Genomic DNA, 16,609 nt, shown 5'->3' with positions numbered 1-16,609 from the left:
ATCAAAATGATTTTAATGGAATTTATTGTCGTACTCGGCTGCTTGCTACTGGGCACCCGCTATGGTGGTATGGGGCTCGGGTTGATAAGTGGTATAGGTTTATTTTTACTGACGTTTGTCTTTGGTCTCGCCCCCGGACAGCCACCAGTGCAAGTGATGTTAACCATTCTTGCGGTTATCGGTTGTGCCGCCGTGTTGCAAACCGCAGGCGGCTTAGATGTGATGATGCAGTTTGCCGAACGTTTACTGCGCCGCCATCCACAGTACATCACCATTCTGGCACCGTTAACTACATGGACGCTCACCTTTTTGTGCGGTACAGGCCATGTGGTTTACACCATGTTCCCGATTATCTCTGACATTGCCCTGAAGAAGAACATTCGCCCAGAACGCCCAATGGCGGTGGCCTCCGTCGCCTCACAAATGGCGATTTGCGCCTCTCCAGTGTCGGTCGCAGTGGTCTCTATGGTATCGATTTTGGCGGCGCAGCACGGCGTCGGCCATGCCTACAGCATGCTAGACATTTTAATGGTGTCGGTGCCCGCCTCTCTTTGCGGTGTGTTAGTGGCGGCACTGTGGAGCCTACGTCGCGGCAAAGATTTAGATAAAGACGAAGAGTTTCAAGAGCGAATTCAAGATCCTGTGCAAAGAGCCTTTATCTACGACAAGGGCGAAACGCTGCTGAATCAAACCTTCCCCAAAGAAGCGTATTGGGCAACAGGGATCTTCTTTGCCGCTATCGCTGCTGTAGTGTTACTCGGCTCCTTTAGCGAGCTGCGTCCAGTGTTTGAAGAGAAAGGCAAGCTCGCACCCCTGTCGATGAACCTAGTGATCCAAATGATGATGTTGATTGCAGGCGCCTTTATTTTGATGAGCTGCAAAGTCAAGCCAGCTGAAATTGCCAATGGTCCGGTTTTTAAAGCGGGTATGGTGGCGATATTCTCGGTATTTGGCGTGGCGTGGATGAGCGATACTTACTTTATCAGCCATATGGATGTACTGAAGGAAAACCTCTCCCACGTAGTGCAAAACCAGCCTTGGACCTATGCCCTAGTGCTGTTTTTAATCTCCAAACTGGTCAATAGCCAAGCGGCCGCGCTCACGGCGATTGCACCGATGGGATTAGCTTTAGGTGTCGATCCTAAGCTATTAATTGCTTTTTTACCCGCCAGTTATGGCTACTTTGTGCTGCCCACTTATCCAAGCGATTTGGCCTGCATCGGTTTCGATCGCTCAGGTACCACTAAAATTGGTAAGTTCATCATTAATCACAGCTTTATTATCCCAGGACTGATTGGTGTTAGTACCGCATCAACCGTGGGTTATCTGTTGGCAACTGCGCTACTGTAAAGTTAGTTTGCGTTAATAAGCACATATAATCAGGCCGATAGCACATTAACGCTATCGGCCTGACGAATTAAAGATGTGCAAGCGCTCAGTACGAAAGTATTAAGCTCCCGCCACATTCCCTTATCAGCTAGACGTCTTTAGCAACAGCAGCATACAATCCCGCCTTATATCATGCTGAATCAATTTATCTTTTGAGAATGTCGTACTAAAGATGATTAAAGGTTTTCGCTTATGGATGCTGATTGTGGGTCTGGGGCTTGGCGTCAGTTTTCTCGGCTATCAGTTGCTTACACGCTATCACTTCAACACTGATCACCAAGTGGGTGACGTTATCGACTCCCTCAATGGAATCGAGATTTACTATAACGGTGGCGTCAACACTAATAAGGGACGCAACATCTCCCTCGACGGCTATAACCTCGGCATAAAATATCAATGCGTAGAATTTGTTAAGCGCTACTTTTACCAACGATATCAACACAAAATGCCTGACAGTTTTGGGCACGCCCGGGACTTCTTCGATAATCTGCTCACTGATGGCAGTTGGAATGAAAAACGCGCCCTACGCCAATTTACCAATGGTAGCCAAAGCAAACCTATGGCAGATGATTTACTGGTCTTTGCCCCATGGATGTTTAATCCCTATGGCCATGTCGCCATCATCGCGGCCGTAACAGACAACGGTATCGAAATCGCCCAGCAAAACCCCGGCCCATTTGCCCCATCAAGGGAATATTTCGTTTTAGAACAACGGGCTGGACTCTGGTATATAAACGCACCACGCGCCAAAGGATGGTTACGCTGGGAGGCAATAAGCCCTAAGGTGATAACAGAAACGGGCGGCTTTATCGACCCTACGATGGCCATCAAGGAATAAGCTATGGGGATTTTTAACTGGGTAAAACAGCTATTTGCCACAAAAGCGACAACTCGCTCGCAGGCAACGGATCTTCAAGCACTCTTTGGTGGCGAAGCAACTGCGAGTCTCACTTTGCCTCACCGCCAAGCTTATCCCTTAGTCACGCCAATAACTCAGACTGAATTATCCGCCTATCAACTCCATTGCTTGTTGAATGATCAAGATAAACAACGACTCGACACTTTACTTTGCCAAGCAGGATTCGAGCATGTAGGTTCTGACATGCCATTTAATGGCGTACTGCATCACACCAGCCTACAGACAACAGTATTTTTACAACAATATGCTGATTTTGCCGGGATCTGTGTATTGCTGATCACCAATGATATCAATCTATTGCAACAGCTTATTGCCTTTAAAGCCGCGCCGCCTCCACCTTGGGAAAGTTTTCCCGATGTTGATCCTGATACACTTGGGAGTTTGCAAGGGAACCTTGAGTTTTGGTGCGATACGTTTTGGCGACCCTATTGGTTATCACTTGGTGAAACCGAGCGCCTGCAATATCCGACAAACTGGCGAGAATTCAGTGAGTTTCACTAAAAGATTTATGTAAGAGATAATAATGAAACTGAAATATACCGCATTCACTCTCGCACTCTTTTTCCTTGCCGGATGCTTGGTACCTGAACAACCTATCATCCCCGTAAAAGGTGCCACGAATAAGGATTGGAATAGCCAAACCTTTTGGTATGAGCCTTGGGGAAGCTCGGGCACACACAAGGGTATCGACATATTTGCGGCCACGAGTACCCCGGTTATCGCACCAACGCCCATGCTACTGCTGTACAAAGGTGACTTTTTTAAAGGCGGAAAAGTCGTTGTTGGACTCGGCCCAAAATGGCAAATTCATTATTTTGCGCACCTAGGCAGCATTGAAGCATCGACAGGCTTATTCGCGACAGGTGGAGAAACGCTAGGCACAGTCGGAACGACTGGCAATGCTCAAGGTAAACCACCCCATTTGCACTATTCCATTTTAAGCCTGTTCCCAAGACCTTGGCGAATAGACACTTCAACCCAAGGATATAAAAAGGCTTTTTATCTCAATCCCATTGAGTATTTAGAGGCTAAGTAAGCTTTATTGAGGATTTAACTGTTAGAGATTAACGGCTCACTCAACGGGCACTTCTAGCTCATTTTCTGCCGCGAGAGCCTGTGCAACTCGTTCTGCTTTCGCGATATATTTAGGTTTATTACTGGTGTGAAGCTTGGCATTAGCTTTTTTCGCCTTCTGCTTAAGCGTTTGATTAATCTTCTTTTTGCGGTTCATAAGCGCTGTATCTGAGCAATATTCAAGCCGACATTATAGCCATCCTTAGCCACAGCAACAAATCAGTAGGATGAAGATAAACCCTCAATCTTAATACACCTATAATTGCTATCCGAGTCACAAGTTGCAAAAAACGCCACATTTTAGCTCGTTTGATTTACAGATCGACTAGACAACCTTGAATGACTTCCTTATCATCCGAAGCTAATAAAAATCACTATCATTTGCAATGTTGTTTAACGGAAGAGTCTGATGCCAAGGAATTCGGTGTAGCAAATTCACACGCCCTTAGCAGGAAGTTATATGACGTTCAAAACCTCGTTTGTTGCTCTCGCTGTCTTTGCAGCACTCACCCAATCCGCTATTGCACAAGAAAAATCCGACACGGAAATAAATAAAAACAAAGAAATAGAAAGAATTACCGTGACCGCGAGCCGTATGGATAAATCCCCAAGCTCGATTCCTAATACAGTGACCATTATCGACCGCGTGCAACTCGAAGAACAGTTCCGCACCACCAAAGATCTGTCGACCATTATCGGCAACTTAGCACCAAGCTTTTCACCTAGCCGCCAAAAGATGAGTAATACGGGTGAAACCCTGCGTGGTCGTGCACCATTAATTATGATCGATGGCGTGCCGCAATCGAACCCGCTGCGCAGCGGTGGTCGCTCAGGACAAACTATCGATCCTGCAATGATTGAACGCATTGAAATTATCCACGGCGCCAATGCGATGCACGGCCTAGGCGCACAGGGCGGTATTATCAACTACATCACCAAAAAGCCCACGGGCGATAACCAGCACGTCGCTAGCTTTGATGTCACAGTCCCTGACTCACTCAAGTCTAACGGTGTCAGTTTTGGTGCCAGCTATGCGTTTTCAGGCGAGTCAGAATTGATCGATATGCTAGGCTCGGTCAGCTATCGCAATAACGGGGTTTACTACGATGCCAATCACGATGTGATTGGGGTAGATACCACGCAAGGCGAGTCCATGGATAGCCAGAGTAAGGACTTCTTCATCAAATTAGGCCACAACTTTACCGAGTCGCGCTTAGAGCTGATGGTTAACCATTACAACATGGATAACAATGGCGACTGGATGGCCGTAGCAGGTAATAAACCCAATGGTATTCCAACCGGTGCCGTGGAACAAAAACAGCCCTGGGAAGCGGCTAATAACCAAGTCACCACCACCAGTTTAACCTATAGCCACGAAAACATTGCAGGCCAACAGCTCAACATGCAGTTGTTTAATCAAGACTTTAAAGCGGTGTACGGCGGTGGTTGCTTCGATAGCTTCTACGATCCTTCCTTTGAAGGCAGCGATCAAGTGGTTCAATGCGGTGTAAATAGCAAAGGCGAGCACTTATACTACGAGCAATCACGCAACTCTTCGGTTAAATGGGGCCTAAAAACTTCGTTAATCGCGAAAAACATTGCAGATACTGGCATCGATGCGGCCTATGGTATCGACTTGTTCCGCGATACGACTGAACAGGACTTAGTGAAAACTGGGTTCTCTTGGGTACCTGAAAGCACCTATGATAACTTCGCGCCGTATCTACAGTTAGACTATGATTTAATTAAAGATTTAACCGTATCAACCGGTGTGCGTTACGAGCACGCTACCCTCAATGTTGATGACTACAAAACCCTCTATGGCGCTGGCAATAAGCAAATCGCGGGGGGCGAAGCCACCTTTGATGAAACCTTATTCAATGTCGGTTTATCCTATAAAATCACGCCGGATATCCGCGTCTACACTAGCTACAACCAAGGTTTTGGCATGCCAGACATTGGCCGTATTCTGCGTGACGGAAACAGTTTCCCCGGCGCCAATCCAAGCATTAGTGACTCTTTAGCATTAACTCCAATCGTGACGGATAACGTTGAATTGGGTGCCGATTATCAAGGTAGTTTCTTAAGTGCTAAAATTGCTTACTACCGTTCTGCTACCGATTTTGGTGCCCGTTTAGCCTTAAACAGTGACGGTTTCTATGATGTAAAACGTGAAAAAAGCGTCATTGATGGGATCGAAGCGAATGTTACCGCTTATCTAACAAGCAATGATGATTTGGGCATGAACATCGCACTGCAACGGGGCGAATACGATGTAAACGGCGATAATAAGGTCGATACCGATCTCGATGGCGCCAATATTTCCCCGAATCGTATCAACTTATTCTGGACCCACAACTTCGATAATGAAATGTCGACACGTGTTCAAGCAAATTACTTTATGGACCGTGATTTTGAAAATGCCAAAGGTGCTAAATATGCCGAGTTTGATGGTTACACCACTGTCGACGCGTCATTTTCAATGCCGCTCTACACGGGTACCTTAAGCATTGGTGTACAAAACCTGTTTAATAAGGATTATTTCAACTACTACTCACAAACCATGGGTACAAATGATCGTTATTTCAAAGGTATGGGTCGTACTGCCACTATAGGTTATACCGTAGCGTTTTAATAAATGCCTCGGGTTGAATTGATAATCAGCGCAACTTAGGTTGCGCTTTTTATTGGCTCATTGAAACACGCTATGCCTTAGTGACAACGGTAAGGCAGAAACCCGAAAAATAAACACAGCACTATGATAATTAACAGATCTTTGCCTACGCCCGCGTTTAAAAATACCACAACGGGAGGCAATAGAATCGCAATAATGACTCATAGTCATTTGTTTATATCGACAGCAGGCCATCCTTAAACCGTAATAAATGACGAGTAAGCAGTTTTTAACTTCGTCGTTAGCCCACCAGTTTGCAACCATTGCATTATCAACCTGTGGCTTGGGCGTTGTGGCACAGGTCTTCACTTAACATTCAGTCCATTTCAACAAAAATGCCAAAAGCCATCTATAGTTAAAGGAAAATTGAACGCCGCCATGGAATTTGATCCCCAAGCGCTTTTACTAATTAAATTTATTTGTCTACTGACAGGTACAGCCGCTATTGCATGGGGATTAATCGCCAAACCATTGAACATTGCCAAATTAGCCAGCATACGCTTTTCCCTTGCGAATATCTGTGTATTTATCGGCATCATTCTCAACACTCTAAGAACCGAATCAAATAGTTACCTCTACTGGTTTTGCGCAGATATTGTTATCTTACTCGGATTTATCATGCTGCGTTGGGGCACACAATACCTGTTTAGATTGAAGCACAGCACTAAGTTCGATCTGACTATGCTCGCAATCACCGCAGCACTCATGTTGATGGTTCCCCCAAATGTCCAATCTCAGCCGATACTCGCCATGCTTTTTTCAGCCAATGCAGCACTATCTTTTGTGATGCTCAGTCGAGATAACTATTACGCTATCCGCAGAGAGACTGGCAATAAGATAGCGATTGCCATGATCACCCCCTTAATCGCGATGGCTATCATCTTCATGATTCGGTTTTTCATCGCCCTGTTATCGCCGAGTGAAACGCCAATATTTATTGCCATGCACACGATTGAAGCCATTCCTGTGCTGTGGTTTTATGTGTTCTTAGCCTTACTTATCAATATCCTGATGATAGGTAATGCGATGACTCGTCTGGTGAGTAAAATCAGAATGTTGGCTGAAAAAGACCAGCTCACAGGGCTGTGGAATCGACGCGCAATGCAAAAAAGACTCACCACAACCCACCAACGCTGGCAGAAAAATGCAGAGCCTTATAGCGTGATCTTGCTCGATCTCGACCATTTCAAACATATAAATGATCACTATGGTCATGATGTTGGTGACCTCGCCCTGCTGACAGCGGCAAGATTATTTCACTCGGTATTACGGGAACACGATGTCCTGTGTCGTCATGGTGGGGAAGAGTTTTTGGTTTTACTGCCAGCCACAAGCGCACCATCCGCAAGAGCCGTTGCGGATAAATTACATCGGGTACTGAGGGAAAATCCGATTAACTGGCAGGATAAAAAAGTCCAACTTTGCGCAAGCGTGGGTTACGCCACGATTTATCAAGGATGTCAGCCAGACAAACTATTGATTGAAGCCGATCATGCCATGTATCAAGCAAAGTCTGAGGGGCGCGACCGGATCTGCCAAGCATTTCCCTCCCAATAAACACCTATCGTTCAGGCCAATCTAAAGTCTCTGGTGCTTGCCAAAATGTCAGCGCCTCACTAACAGCCTCAGTTAAAAAGAGCTCACCCTGCTCAGGCATATCAAGATACGCATAATCCTGCCAACTGCCATCTCCATGTTGATAACGAAAATGCAGGCAATAGGCGTGCAGATAACAGCGGTCGGCGACATCGGAGCCATAGAGGGCATCGCCTAAAATCGGTACCCCAAGGCTAGCAAGCGCTACCCGTAACTGATGGGTTTTCCCCGAATGGGGTTTGAGCAAATACAGCCTTAGCCCATCGCCAACACTGACGGAAAAGAATTGGGTAATCGCTGGATTTTCTTTGGTACGTAGTAACTTAAACATACTGCGGCGGGATTTGGCCATATCGCCAATCACCCAGCCTTGCTTCTTTTTAGGCTTACCTTTGGCGAGGGCAAGATAGTATTTCTGCACTCGATGGGCGCGAAAAAGCTCAGTCAACTGCCGAGCTGCCGCCGAATGTTTGGCTAACAGTAACAGCCCTGAGGTAGGGGTATCGAGCCGATGCACGGCAAAGAGTTTTATCCCTAAATCCTGCTCCAACTGCGCAACGACACCCGCAGTGCCATCTTGGCTGTGAAAATGCACATTCGGCGATTTAGAAATAACAAGAAAATCAGCCTCATTGGCTATGATTCGGTACATGGGGTTCCTAACACTGTCACGCGGATATTGGCCTAAAACTGGATAGTAACCACAAGGCCGGGATGATTATCCGAAAGAGTAATTTGCGCATTGTGCCGCGACAGAATCGCTTTGACCATAGATAATCCTAAACCTGTACCCTGCAAATGGCGGCTGGGGTCGAGCCGCACTAGACGCTCAAACACCCTTTCCTTGCTGTCATCGGGGATCCCAGGACCGTTATCGCAAATCTTAATTTGGGCACCGGATTGAATAATATCGATACGTGCGCCTTGGCCTGAATATTTCATCGCATTGTCGACCAAGTTATACAAGGCTTGGAACAACAGATACTTGTCACCATAAATTTTATGGTCAGATAGCAGCGACAGGCTCAAGGTTTGCTCATTCGACTCCGCAACTGCATCAGCCATTTCCAGCAAATCAGTACATAGCTGCGCCAAACTCAGCTCCTGCAAATCTAAGGTTTGCTGCCCTTCCTCAATGCGTGTCAGCGAGAGCATGGCATCGAAGGTCGCAAGGCAGTGGTCAAGCTCTTCGGTCAAAATCGCACAGCCCTCACTGATTTCATCGGGAGATTTAGCCGCCAACTCCTCAAGACCAATGCGAATATGGGATAAAGGCGTGCGCAAATCGTGGGCGATATTATCAGTCACACCACGCACCGCCATCAGGTTATTCTCAAGAATATCCAGCACGTTGTTAAATTGCAGCGCCAACATATCAAACTCGTCCTGACGCCAACTGAGCGGCAGACGCGTATCATAATGCCCACGCTCAATTTGCTCACTTAAACGGTTGTACTGCACTAAACGGCGTAAAATTGCTTTAGAAAACAGATAGCCCAGCGCTAAGGTTAACACTATGGTCAACATCACGGCCGTGGCCGCTGCGCTGATAAATTTATCGATGAGTGTGGCTAAGTTGTCGGTACGGGTGGCGATAAGTACGGGGCCATAGCGAGTCATCACTAGACCGCCGGTAAGGATATGCAACTTATCAGGGCCGCCAGTCAAAATCGGGAAATCCCGCGTTTGCGGCAGCATGGGCATGCCTTCAGGCATAAAGCTTAAGGCGCCAACCATATCATAGCTATTGCGCCAGGCGATAAGCGCCGTCTGCGGATCGGCGGCACGAATTTGCGCCGCAAAACTGCGACGGTCGACAGTAAGAGCAAGCTGCTGATAGCGTTGGGTTTCTGACTCGAGATACTGAGTCACTTGGTACTGCTGTTCGATAATAAGCTGCCGATAAAGGGCAAACAGCAAAGCGCCTATGATCACAGTCACTAAGGTCGAGAAGATAATAGTGATGCGCCAGGCGCTGCTTTGGTAAGGCTTAATGCCTTTGGCGTAAGCGATAACCCGCTCCCCTTACGGTTTCAATCAATTCACCGTGACCTAACTCTTCAAACTTGCGACGTAACTTGGCGATATGCACGTCGATCACATTAGTACGGGGATCAAAGTGATAATCCCACACGGCTTCAAATAATAGCGTCCGACTAATAACCTGATTAGCGTGTTCCATCAGATACTTAAGCAGTTGGAATTCTTTGGGTTGCAGCATCAAATCGTGGCCATCTAAGGTCACGTTACGTGTTAGCAGCTCCATTTTTAAGCCACCAACCACCAGATCTGTGGTAATAGGTACGGATTGGCCCCGTTGCATCAACTTTTCGGCACGTACAAGCAGCTCCGAAAAGGCAAAGGGCTTAGTCATATAATCATCGCCACCCGCACGCAGACCTTTTACCCTTTCATCCACATGGGCCAGCGCCGACAGGATAAGCACTGGAGTTTGGTTGCCAGTTGCTCTAAGGGCGGCCAGCAGTTTCAACCCATCGAGTTGGGGCAACATGCGGTCGAGAATCAAGAGGTCGTACTGACCACTCGTGGCTTGCAGTAGACCTTGATGACCATCGCTGGCGGTCTCAATATTATGTCCCTGCTCAAGAAATCCTTTAACGATGTAGTCGATCGTTGTCGCATCATCTTCAACTAAAAGTATTTTCATCTGTATGCTGCGCTCCCCTGTCTTCACTTAGCGGTAATACTCGGCGTGCTAATCCCACTTAAGTAAAGGTAACTGTCGTAAATTTTCAATATCGAATGCCAATTTATACTTGCCTGTATCGTCCAGCAACTTTAACTCTAAGTAACTGATACCTAAGTCATGGTCTAATTTAGCATCGGTCAGAAAGGCCTTATGATCCTGAGTCGCCATTGCAATAATGCCGGAGAAGGTTTGATGCTTAGTGTTGATAAGGCGTGCGGCTTCCACCTCGCCGACATCATCGGCTGTGACTTTACCCGCTTTTTGTTTCAATAACTTACCATCTCGCGCCCGATATTCGAAGCGGGTAATTGCATTCGCCAGCGGATTAATCAACTCAAACTGGTAGACCAATTCGCCTTCCTGCATTTCCATTTCAAACTCGGCAATCACGCCAGGAAACTCCTTCTCAATTTGCTGCATCACGCTTAACGGCGGCTGATACTCACCGCTCGAAAGCATCGAATACATGCTCTGGGCTGCGGTAGCAATCCCAGATACCAACATGAATCCTAGCAACCATAGTCTCATGGTTCCTCCATAAAAATCGGCTAAGTTTGTATCTTATGAGACAATCAGTTAGATGTCGATGGCGTACCAAAATCCCATCACTTTTATCCCTGTTTGCCCATGATGGCGCCTAGTTCATCACTCATGTGAATTGCTCAATCCACTTGATTCAAACTCAGCAAACACTGACGAATGCATTCAGTTTACCTAATAGCGACTGAAACACCGATGGAAACAAGATTAAGCTTTGATCATCTGGGGATTTTGAAGCATGACATTTACCGTAAAACGCCATCATTTAGCCATTTAAAATCACACTAATTGAATTTCAGCTGGTATTTTAGCGCATCTGTGTCGTCAAAAAGTACGATTGGCAATGCAATCCCATTGTTCTAGAGTCAACTAAACGGCTATTTAAATCGGAGTGCATATGAAACCAATTACACGCTGGATTAGCTTAAGTTTGCTACTGCTTGCAGCATTAAGCGCCTACGCCTATGGCAGCGCCACAAGCGCCGTGACGTTTATCATCTTAGGTATGCTGTTGGAAGGAACATTTTGGATGGGATTACTAGGTAAAAAACGTCATTAACTTATTCTAAAATATGAATTTGCTCAGATTTGAGCGCAACCGTAGTTTGCATTCCTTTGGTTAAGCCAAGCTTCTGTGCGAGATGAAGCGACACTTCCGTATTAAGCTGTAGTTTAGTCCCAGTAGCATAACAGACGACCCGCACCGACTCGCCCATCACAAGTAAAGAGTCGATTGTCACATCTAACTTATTAAAACTACGGCATAAACGTCCATTTGAAATGGCGTTAAATCGAATACCCTGATTGGGGATGACCCAGCGAACTTTACTGCCAACACTGCGGTCTTTGCCAAAATCGCTGGCAATCAGCTGCTCACCAAATTTGAGCCAGGTGATGTCTTTAGTGCGATCTTGAAACACCACTTCGCCATCGAAAATATTCCTTAAGCCCATCTGCCGCGCAACGGCCTCGTTACGTGGCCGCGATAACACCTCAAACGGCGCACCCTGCTGTAACATCTGGCCTTGGCTAATCAAGATCATCGAATCGGCCAGCAGCAGTGCTTCGTTTAAATCGTGGGTCACCATAATCACGGGGCAAAGCAGTTGCTCTTTGAGTCGAGCAAGTTCGAGATACAAACGCTCGCGGGTTTCTCTGTCCACCGCCGAAAATGGCTCATCAAGCAGTAGCACTGAAGGTTCACGGGCAAGGGCGCGAGCAAGCGCAACCCGTTGCCGCTGCCCCCCAGAGAGGTGCATAGGCAGTCTATCGGGCAAACCATGTAAATTAACCCGTTCTAACCAATCCTTCGCCCTAGCAACTCGCTCCGATTTGGGAATATGGTCAAGCCCTGCAACCACGTTCTCGAGCGCGGTAAGATTAGGAAATAAGCCAAAATGCTGTGGCATATAGCCAATATGGCGCAGCTGCGGCGTTAGCGCGGTGCTACTTTGATGGTCAAACCATGGCGTTTCACCAAACACAATACTGCCCGTGTCGGGATGATTCAGCCCTGCGATCATCCGCAGTAACGTCGTCTTACCGCCGCCAGAAGGCCCTACGACCGCTAACACTTCACCCGCCTTACAGCTAAATTCGGCACTCAGTTTTATATGCTTATGGTTTTGGATCTGGCAATGCAGATCAGCGATGATTTGCGCCACCCTGACCTCCTAAACGCCGTGACAAACTGGTAGTTAGAGCCAATGCGGTAATCGCAAATAACAGCAATACCAGAGACATAGTACCTGCTGCGCCAAAATCGAAGGCCTGCACGCTGTCATAAATGGAGATCGATATCGTCTTGGTTTCGCCAGCGATATTGCCGCCCATCATCAGCACCACCCCAAACTCACCCAGCACATGGGAGAAACACAGCACTATGGCGGTCAACACCCCCGGCCAGACCATAGGCAATTCAATTTTAAGTAGAATTTTAAGTTTGCTCATGCCGCAACAGGCTGCAGCATCGCGCACGTCGTGTGGAACCGCCTCAAAGGCACGTTGTATCGGTTGCAACGCAAACGGAATATTCACCAGCACGGATGCCAGCACTAACCCCGAGAAATGAAACACTAACTGCTGCCCAGTCAGATGCTCTAACCACTGCCCTAACCAGCTTTGGCTGCCAAGCCCCACCAGCAAGTAATAACCAATCACAGTCGGCGGCAAGACTAAGGGCACCATGATTAAAGCTTCAACCCAGGACTTACCCACAAACTGACGATAGGCTAAGGCTCGCCCCGCCAGAATCGCCAGCGGGATCAACACCAAGACTGTGATGCTACTGAGTTTGACCGATAACCAAAGCGCCTGCCAATCCATGTCTGGCCTTACCGAGCGGGTAGACCAAATCCGTATTGCAGGAATACGGCTCTGGCGGCATCAGATTGAAGATATTGATAAAAACGCTCTGCGGTTGCTCCCGCTTTTGGCATCAACGCCATGCGTTGATTGAGTGGCCCATGCAATTCTTCGGGCAAAGCAATCGCCTGACCTAAGGCCTTAAACTGGGGCGCTAAGGCAAGGGATAACGGAATAATACCGCCTTGGGTGGAGCCACTCACGGCAAATTGCGCCGCTTGGGAGGCATTTTCGCCCAAGATTAGCTTGGTTTGTAGACCATCCCACAAGCCTAGTTTTTGCAACAGTTCACGGGCGCGTTCGCCATAGGGCGCATGCTCAGGATTAGCAATCGCAAAGCGCTCCAACTTACCCGCGGCGAGTAGGGCTTTTACGCCGTTAAGTTCAGTATCCAAGGTTAAAGGGGACTTGTTTGGGGCGACTAAGGCTAGGCGACCCACCGCGTATTGCACGCCTTCATCGCGGGTAAAGCCCGCTTTTTGCAGCTCATGGATATAACGCTCATCGGCACTAAGCAACATTTCAAATGGCGCACCATGTTGAATTTGCGCGACAAAATTACCCGATGAGCCGTAGGAGACTCGCACCTTGAGCCCAGTTTCGGCGCTAAAGTTTTTAACAATATCATCGAGGGCAAACTTGATATTGGCGGCGGCCGCAATCGCAGGCACAGTCTCGGCGCGGCTAACGGTAGGCATCAAAGCAACACAGAACGACAATACTAGAGAAAATACTAGACCCCAGATTTTGCCTAACCCTGTCACACCGTGCATAAACTCACCTCTCAGTCTCGCCTGCTGCTAGCTCAGTCTTACGTTAGTCTTTGTGTTGCCACACTTGCGCCGCTTGCTCGTCGGCATCCTTGGCCTCGACCCAATTCTTGCCCTTGTCCCCTGCTTCTAATTTCCAGAAAGGGGCTTTGGTCTTCAAAAAGTCGATTAAGAATTCGCAGGCCGCAAAGGCCGCTTTGCGATGAGCGCTGGTGACACCAATAAACACAATTTGCTCACCCAGCGCCATCGTGCCGACACGGTGGATAACCGTAACGTTATTGAGCTGCCAACGCTCACGCGCCTCGGCAACGATTTGCTCAAGAACACGCTCCGTCATACCGGGATAGTGCTCTAAAGTCAGGTCAGTCACCACTGAACCATCGTTAAAGTCGCGCACTTTGCCAACAAAAGTCACAACCGCGCCATCACTATTATCTTGGGCTAATTGGTGGTATTCATCGGCCACATTAAAATCAACAGTTTGCACCCGTACATTCGGCAGTAAACGCATATCAACCTCCGGTCACAGGTGGGAAGAAGGCGACTTCATCACCATCACTCACTTGGGTATCCCACTGACTGATGGTTTGATTTACCGCCACCAGTAATTTGTCCGAGGCTAACACTTTGGCCCATTTATCATCTTTAGCCGCTAAAGTTGCCCGTAATCCTTCTGCGGTTTGTGTCTGCTCGCTCGCTTCAACACTCAGTTGTGCCGTCCCTAAAAGCTCACGAACTTGGGCAAAAAACAACACGTTAATCATATTCTTATCTCGCTTTACGTTATTCAGCTTTAAAGTGTCCCGACTTGCCACCGCGTTTTTCGAGCAAGCGCACCTGTGAAATCACCATGTCTTTCTGCACGGCTTTGCACATATCGTAAATCGTCAGCGCTGCAACAGAGGCCGCCGTGAGCGCCTCCATTTCGACACCGGTTTTGCCGGACAATTTACACAGACTAGTAATGCGCACACGATTGTGCTCAGGCTGAGCCTCAAGCTCGACTTCGACCTTGGTTAGCATTAGTGGATGGCATAACGGAATTAAATCTGAAGTCTTTTTCGCCGCTTGGATCCCCGCGATACGCGCGGTGGCAAATACATCGCCCTTATGGTGGCTGCCGCTCATGATCATCTCAAGGGTCGCGCTCGCCATCTCGATAAAGGCTTCGGCACGGGCCTCACGCTCGGTCACGGCTTTCTCGGTCACATCGACCATGTGGGCATTGCCGTCGGCATTAATATGGGTAAATACATTGCTCATTGAAGCGATCCTTTAAACTGCTGCTAAATTCAAGCATATTGGAAATTGAGCGCAATCGCGAAACCTAACTAAATGAAAGATCACGCGATAAGCAGACTAAAACCTAAGTTAGATTAACCGCCAATCGAGGCCAAATGCTGAGTTACGCCAGTAATGCCCTGATGCAGATAATGGGTTTCTTTCTTCTGTGCCAGTTGACCGTGTAACCGCTCGATTAATTCCGCTTGCTGACTCGGGTGTTGTAGTAGATCACGCAAATCAATACCGGACTCGGTAAACAGGCACAAGTGCAACTTACCTTTGGCCGAGACCCGCAAGCGATTACAGCTCGCACAGAAGTTAGTAGCGTAGGGCATGATCAAGCCGATACGGCCCTTAAAGTCACTGTGGCTGAAGTTTTGCGCAGGGCCATCGTCGGCACGGGGTGTATCCAATTGCCAGCCGTTGGCAAGCAACTGAACTTTAATATCGGCCCCCGCTAAGTGGTGGGCTTGGAAATACTCGCGGCCAAGGCCGGTTTCCATTAACTCAATAAAACGCAGGTCGATGGGCGTATGCTTAATCCAATTCAAAAAGCGCGGTAAATCTTTATCGTTCATGCCTTTGAGTAATACCGCATTGACTTTTACGCGCTCAAAGCCTGCTGATAATGCAGCATCGATACCACGCATCACCTCGTCGAACTTATTCTCGCCGGTGATCTGGTAAAACATCTTAGGATCTAAGCTGTCTACCGACACATTGATGCGGCGAAGCCCAGCGTCGAACCACTCTTGGGCATGCTTCTCGAGCCTATAACCATTAGTGGTAGTGGCTACGGTATGAATACGAGGATTGTCGGCGACCACTCGAATGATATCGGTAAAATCTTTACGCAGCGTGGGTTCACCGCCAGTGATACGGATTTTTTGAGTGCCAACTTGGCTAAATGCGGACACAAGGTTTTCTATCTCACTGAGAGATAAAAACTGTTGTTTGCCATTAGGATGATAACCATCGGGGAGGCAATAACTGCATTTGAAGTTACAAACGTCAGTGACTGACATCCGTAAGTAATGAAATTTACGACCAAAATTGTCTTGTAATTGAGACATGATCACCTTTCCAAGTGTGGGAGGCGAGTGCATTTCTTTACTCACCCCAGTGGCCTTATTGCCACGGCTACACCACCATATCTGTTGACTTAGGTAGGCAAGCTCGGAGAACCGTCAGCCGTGATTATAAGCCGAAAGTATTGGCTAGCTATACCCCTAAACAGGTATTTCTTGATCCGCTTCAACTGAGCGTGAACAATCTGTGACAGTGCT

General features: G+C 47.6%; 20 protein-coding genes and 1 riboswitch. Of the genes, 7 read left to right on the top strand and 13 right to left on the bottom strand.

The window, feature by feature from the left end; all coding sequences use genetic code 11:
- The first annotated feature begins 6 nt into the window (after positions 1–6).
- The 4 genes from IEY09_RS08645 (at position 7) to IEY09_RS08630 (ending at position 3,344) form a co-directional block, all read left to right on the top strand.
- Complete coding sequence (locus IEY09_RS08645; protein ID WP_037423187.1) at positions 7–1,350, top strand: anaerobic C4-dicarboxylate transporter; 1,344 nt, start codon at positions 7–9, stop codon at positions 1,348–1,350.
- Between the two features lie 211 nt (positions 1,351–1,561).
- Positions 1,562–2,227 carry a CHAP domain-containing protein gene (locus tag IEY09_RS08640; RefSeq protein WP_188870662.1) on the top strand — a complete coding sequence of 222 codons (666 nt, stop codon included), beginning with the start codon at positions 1,562–1,564 and terminating at the stop codon, positions 2,225–2,227.
- A gap of 3 nt (positions 2,228–2,230) precedes the next feature.
- Complete coding sequence (locus IEY09_RS08635; protein ID WP_188870660.1) at positions 2,231–2,809, top strand: hypothetical protein; 579 nt, start codon at positions 2,231–2,233, stop codon at positions 2,807–2,809.
- A 22-nt stretch (positions 2,810–2,831) separates the two neighbouring features.
- On the top strand, positions 2,832–3,344 hold the full coding sequence (locus IEY09_RS08630) for a M23 family metallopeptidase (RefSeq protein WP_188870658.1): 513 nt from the start codon (positions 2,832–2,834) through the stop codon (positions 3,342–3,344).
- A gap of 36 nt (positions 3,345–3,380) precedes the next feature.
- Here IEY09_RS08630 and IEY09_RS08625 read toward each other — a convergent pair whose 3' ends face one another.
- The gene (locus IEY09_RS08625) at positions 3,381–3,539 is read right to left on the bottom strand and encodes a DUF2986 domain-containing protein (protein ID WP_037425046.1); all 159 of its coding nucleotides are present in this window, start codon (positions 3,537–3,539) and stop codon (positions 3,381–3,383) included.
- Positions 3,540–3,842: 303 nt separating this feature from the next.
- Here IEY09_RS08625 and IEY09_RS08620 point away from each other — a divergent pair, with 303 nt between their 5' ends.
- Complete coding sequence (locus IEY09_RS08620) at positions 3,843–6,017, top strand: TonB-dependent receptor (protein ID WP_037423169.1); 2,175 nt, start codon at positions 3,843–3,845, stop codon at positions 6,015–6,017.
- Positions 6,018–6,094: 77 nt separating this feature from the next.
- Here IEY09_RS08620 and IEY09_RS08615 read toward each other — a convergent pair whose 3' ends face one another.
- Positions 6,095–6,214: a YqaE/Pmp3 family membrane protein gene (locus tag IEY09_RS08615; RefSeq protein ID WP_229777800.1), complete on the bottom strand. Its 120-nt coding sequence runs from the start codon at positions 6,212–6,214 to the stop codon at positions 6,095–6,097.
- 220 nt (positions 6,215–6,434) lie between these two features.
- On the opposite strand from IEY09_RS08615, the gene IEY09_RS08610 reads away from it, so the two are divergent.
- Entirely contained in the window at positions 6,435–7,613 is a 1,179-nt protein-coding gene (locus IEY09_RS08610) for a GGDEF domain-containing protein (RefSeq protein WP_099457301.1), read from the top strand.
- A gap of 4 nt (positions 7,614–7,617) precedes the next feature.
- Here IEY09_RS08610 and IEY09_RS08605 read toward each other — a convergent pair whose 3' ends face one another.
- The 4 genes from IEY09_RS08605 to IEY09_RS08590 are packed head-to-tail and all read right to left on the bottom strand — an operon-like array spanning position 7,618 to position 10,890.
- A complete protein-coding gene (locus IEY09_RS08605; protein WP_188870657.1) occupies positions 7,618–8,304 on the bottom strand; it encodes a TIGR01621 family pseudouridine synthase in 687 nt (228 codons plus the stop codon).
- 32 nt (positions 8,305–8,336) lie between these two features.
- On the bottom strand, positions 8,337–9,593 hold the full coding sequence (locus tag IEY09_RS08600) for a sensor histidine kinase (RefSeq protein ID WP_037423161.1): 1,257 nt from the start codon (positions 9,591–9,593) through the stop codon (positions 8,337–8,339).
- Positions 9,594–9,642: 49 nt separating this feature from the next.
- Positions 9,643–10,320 carry a response regulator transcription factor gene (locus IEY09_RS08595; RefSeq protein WP_011621087.1) on the bottom strand — a complete coding sequence of 226 codons (678 nt, stop codon included), beginning with the start codon at positions 10,318–10,320 and terminating at the stop codon, positions 9,643–9,645.
- Between the two features lie 48 nt (positions 10,321–10,368).
- The gene (locus IEY09_RS08590; protein ID WP_037423157.1) at positions 10,369–10,890 is read right to left on the bottom strand and encodes a hypothetical protein; all 522 of its coding nucleotides are present in this window, start codon (positions 10,888–10,890) and stop codon (positions 10,369–10,371) included.
- A gap of 409 nt (positions 10,891–11,299) precedes the next feature.
- Here IEY09_RS08590 and IEY09_RS08585 point away from each other — a divergent pair, with 409 nt between their 5' ends.
- Positions 11,300–11,461 carry a hypothetical protein gene (locus IEY09_RS08585; RefSeq protein ID WP_088586527.1) on the top strand — a complete coding sequence of 54 codons (162 nt, stop codon included), beginning with the start codon at positions 11,300–11,302 and terminating at the stop codon, positions 11,459–11,461.
- 1 nt (position 11,462) lies between these two features.
- On the opposite strand, the gene IEY09_RS08580 is transcribed toward IEY09_RS08585, so the two are convergent.
- From IEY09_RS08580 to moaA, 7 genes are all read right to left on the bottom strand, one after another.
- Positions 11,463–12,566, bottom strand: coding sequence for an ABC transporter ATP-binding protein (locus IEY09_RS08580; RefSeq protein WP_172589159.1), 1,104 nt, complete (start codon positions 12,564–12,566; stop codon positions 11,463–11,465).
- Positions 12,547–13,227, bottom strand: a complete 681-nt coding sequence (gene modB / locus IEY09_RS08575) for a molybdate ABC transporter permease subunit (protein WP_188870655.1) — start codon at positions 13,225–13,227, stop codon at positions 12,547–12,549. Before modB ends, IEY09_RS08580 begins: the two co-directional genes overlap by 20 nt.
- A gap of 8 nt (positions 13,228–13,235) precedes the next feature.
- A complete protein-coding gene (modA, locus tag IEY09_RS08570; protein ID WP_188870653.1) occupies positions 13,236–14,039 on the bottom strand; it encodes a molybdate ABC transporter substrate-binding protein in 804 nt (267 codons plus the stop codon).
- Between the two features lie 43 nt (positions 14,040–14,082).
- On the bottom strand, positions 14,083–14,550 hold the full coding sequence (gene moaE, locus IEY09_RS08565) for a molybdopterin synthase catalytic subunit MoaE (protein ID WP_188870651.1): 468 nt from the start codon (positions 14,548–14,550) through the stop codon (positions 14,083–14,085).
- 1 nt (position 14,551) lies between these two features.
- The gene (moaD, locus tag IEY09_RS08560) at positions 14,552–14,803 is read right to left on the bottom strand and encodes a molybdopterin synthase sulfur carrier subunit (protein WP_037423143.1); all 252 of its coding nucleotides are present in this window, start codon (positions 14,801–14,803) and stop codon (positions 14,552–14,554) included.
- Positions 14,804–14,822: 19 nt separating this feature from the next.
- Positions 14,823–15,257 carry a cyclic pyranopterin monophosphate synthase MoaC gene (gene moaC, locus IEY09_RS08555; protein ID WP_370686196.1) on the bottom strand — a complete coding sequence of 145 codons (435 nt, stop codon included), beginning with the start codon at positions 15,255–15,257 and terminating at the stop codon, positions 14,823–14,825.
- Between the two features lie 158 nt (positions 15,258–15,415).
- On the bottom strand, positions 15,416–16,396 hold the full coding sequence (gene moaA / locus IEY09_RS08550; protein WP_188870649.1) for a GTP 3',8-cyclase MoaA: 981 nt from the start codon (positions 16,394–16,396) through the stop codon (positions 15,416–15,418).
- A riboswitch (molybdenum cofactor riboswitch) is annotated at positions 16,384–16,517 on the bottom strand. (Overlaps the previous gene by 13 nt.)
- Positions 16,518–16,609 lie beyond the last annotated feature (92 nt).

This window comes from Shewanella xiamenensis (assembly GCF_014647135.1).
In the GTDB taxonomy this organism is placed as follows: domain Bacteria; phylum Pseudomonadota; class Gammaproteobacteria; order Enterobacterales; family Shewanellaceae; genus Shewanella; species Shewanella xiamenensis.
Note: the sequence above shows the minus strand (reverse complement) of the source record. Positions and strands in the feature narration are given on the sequence as shown.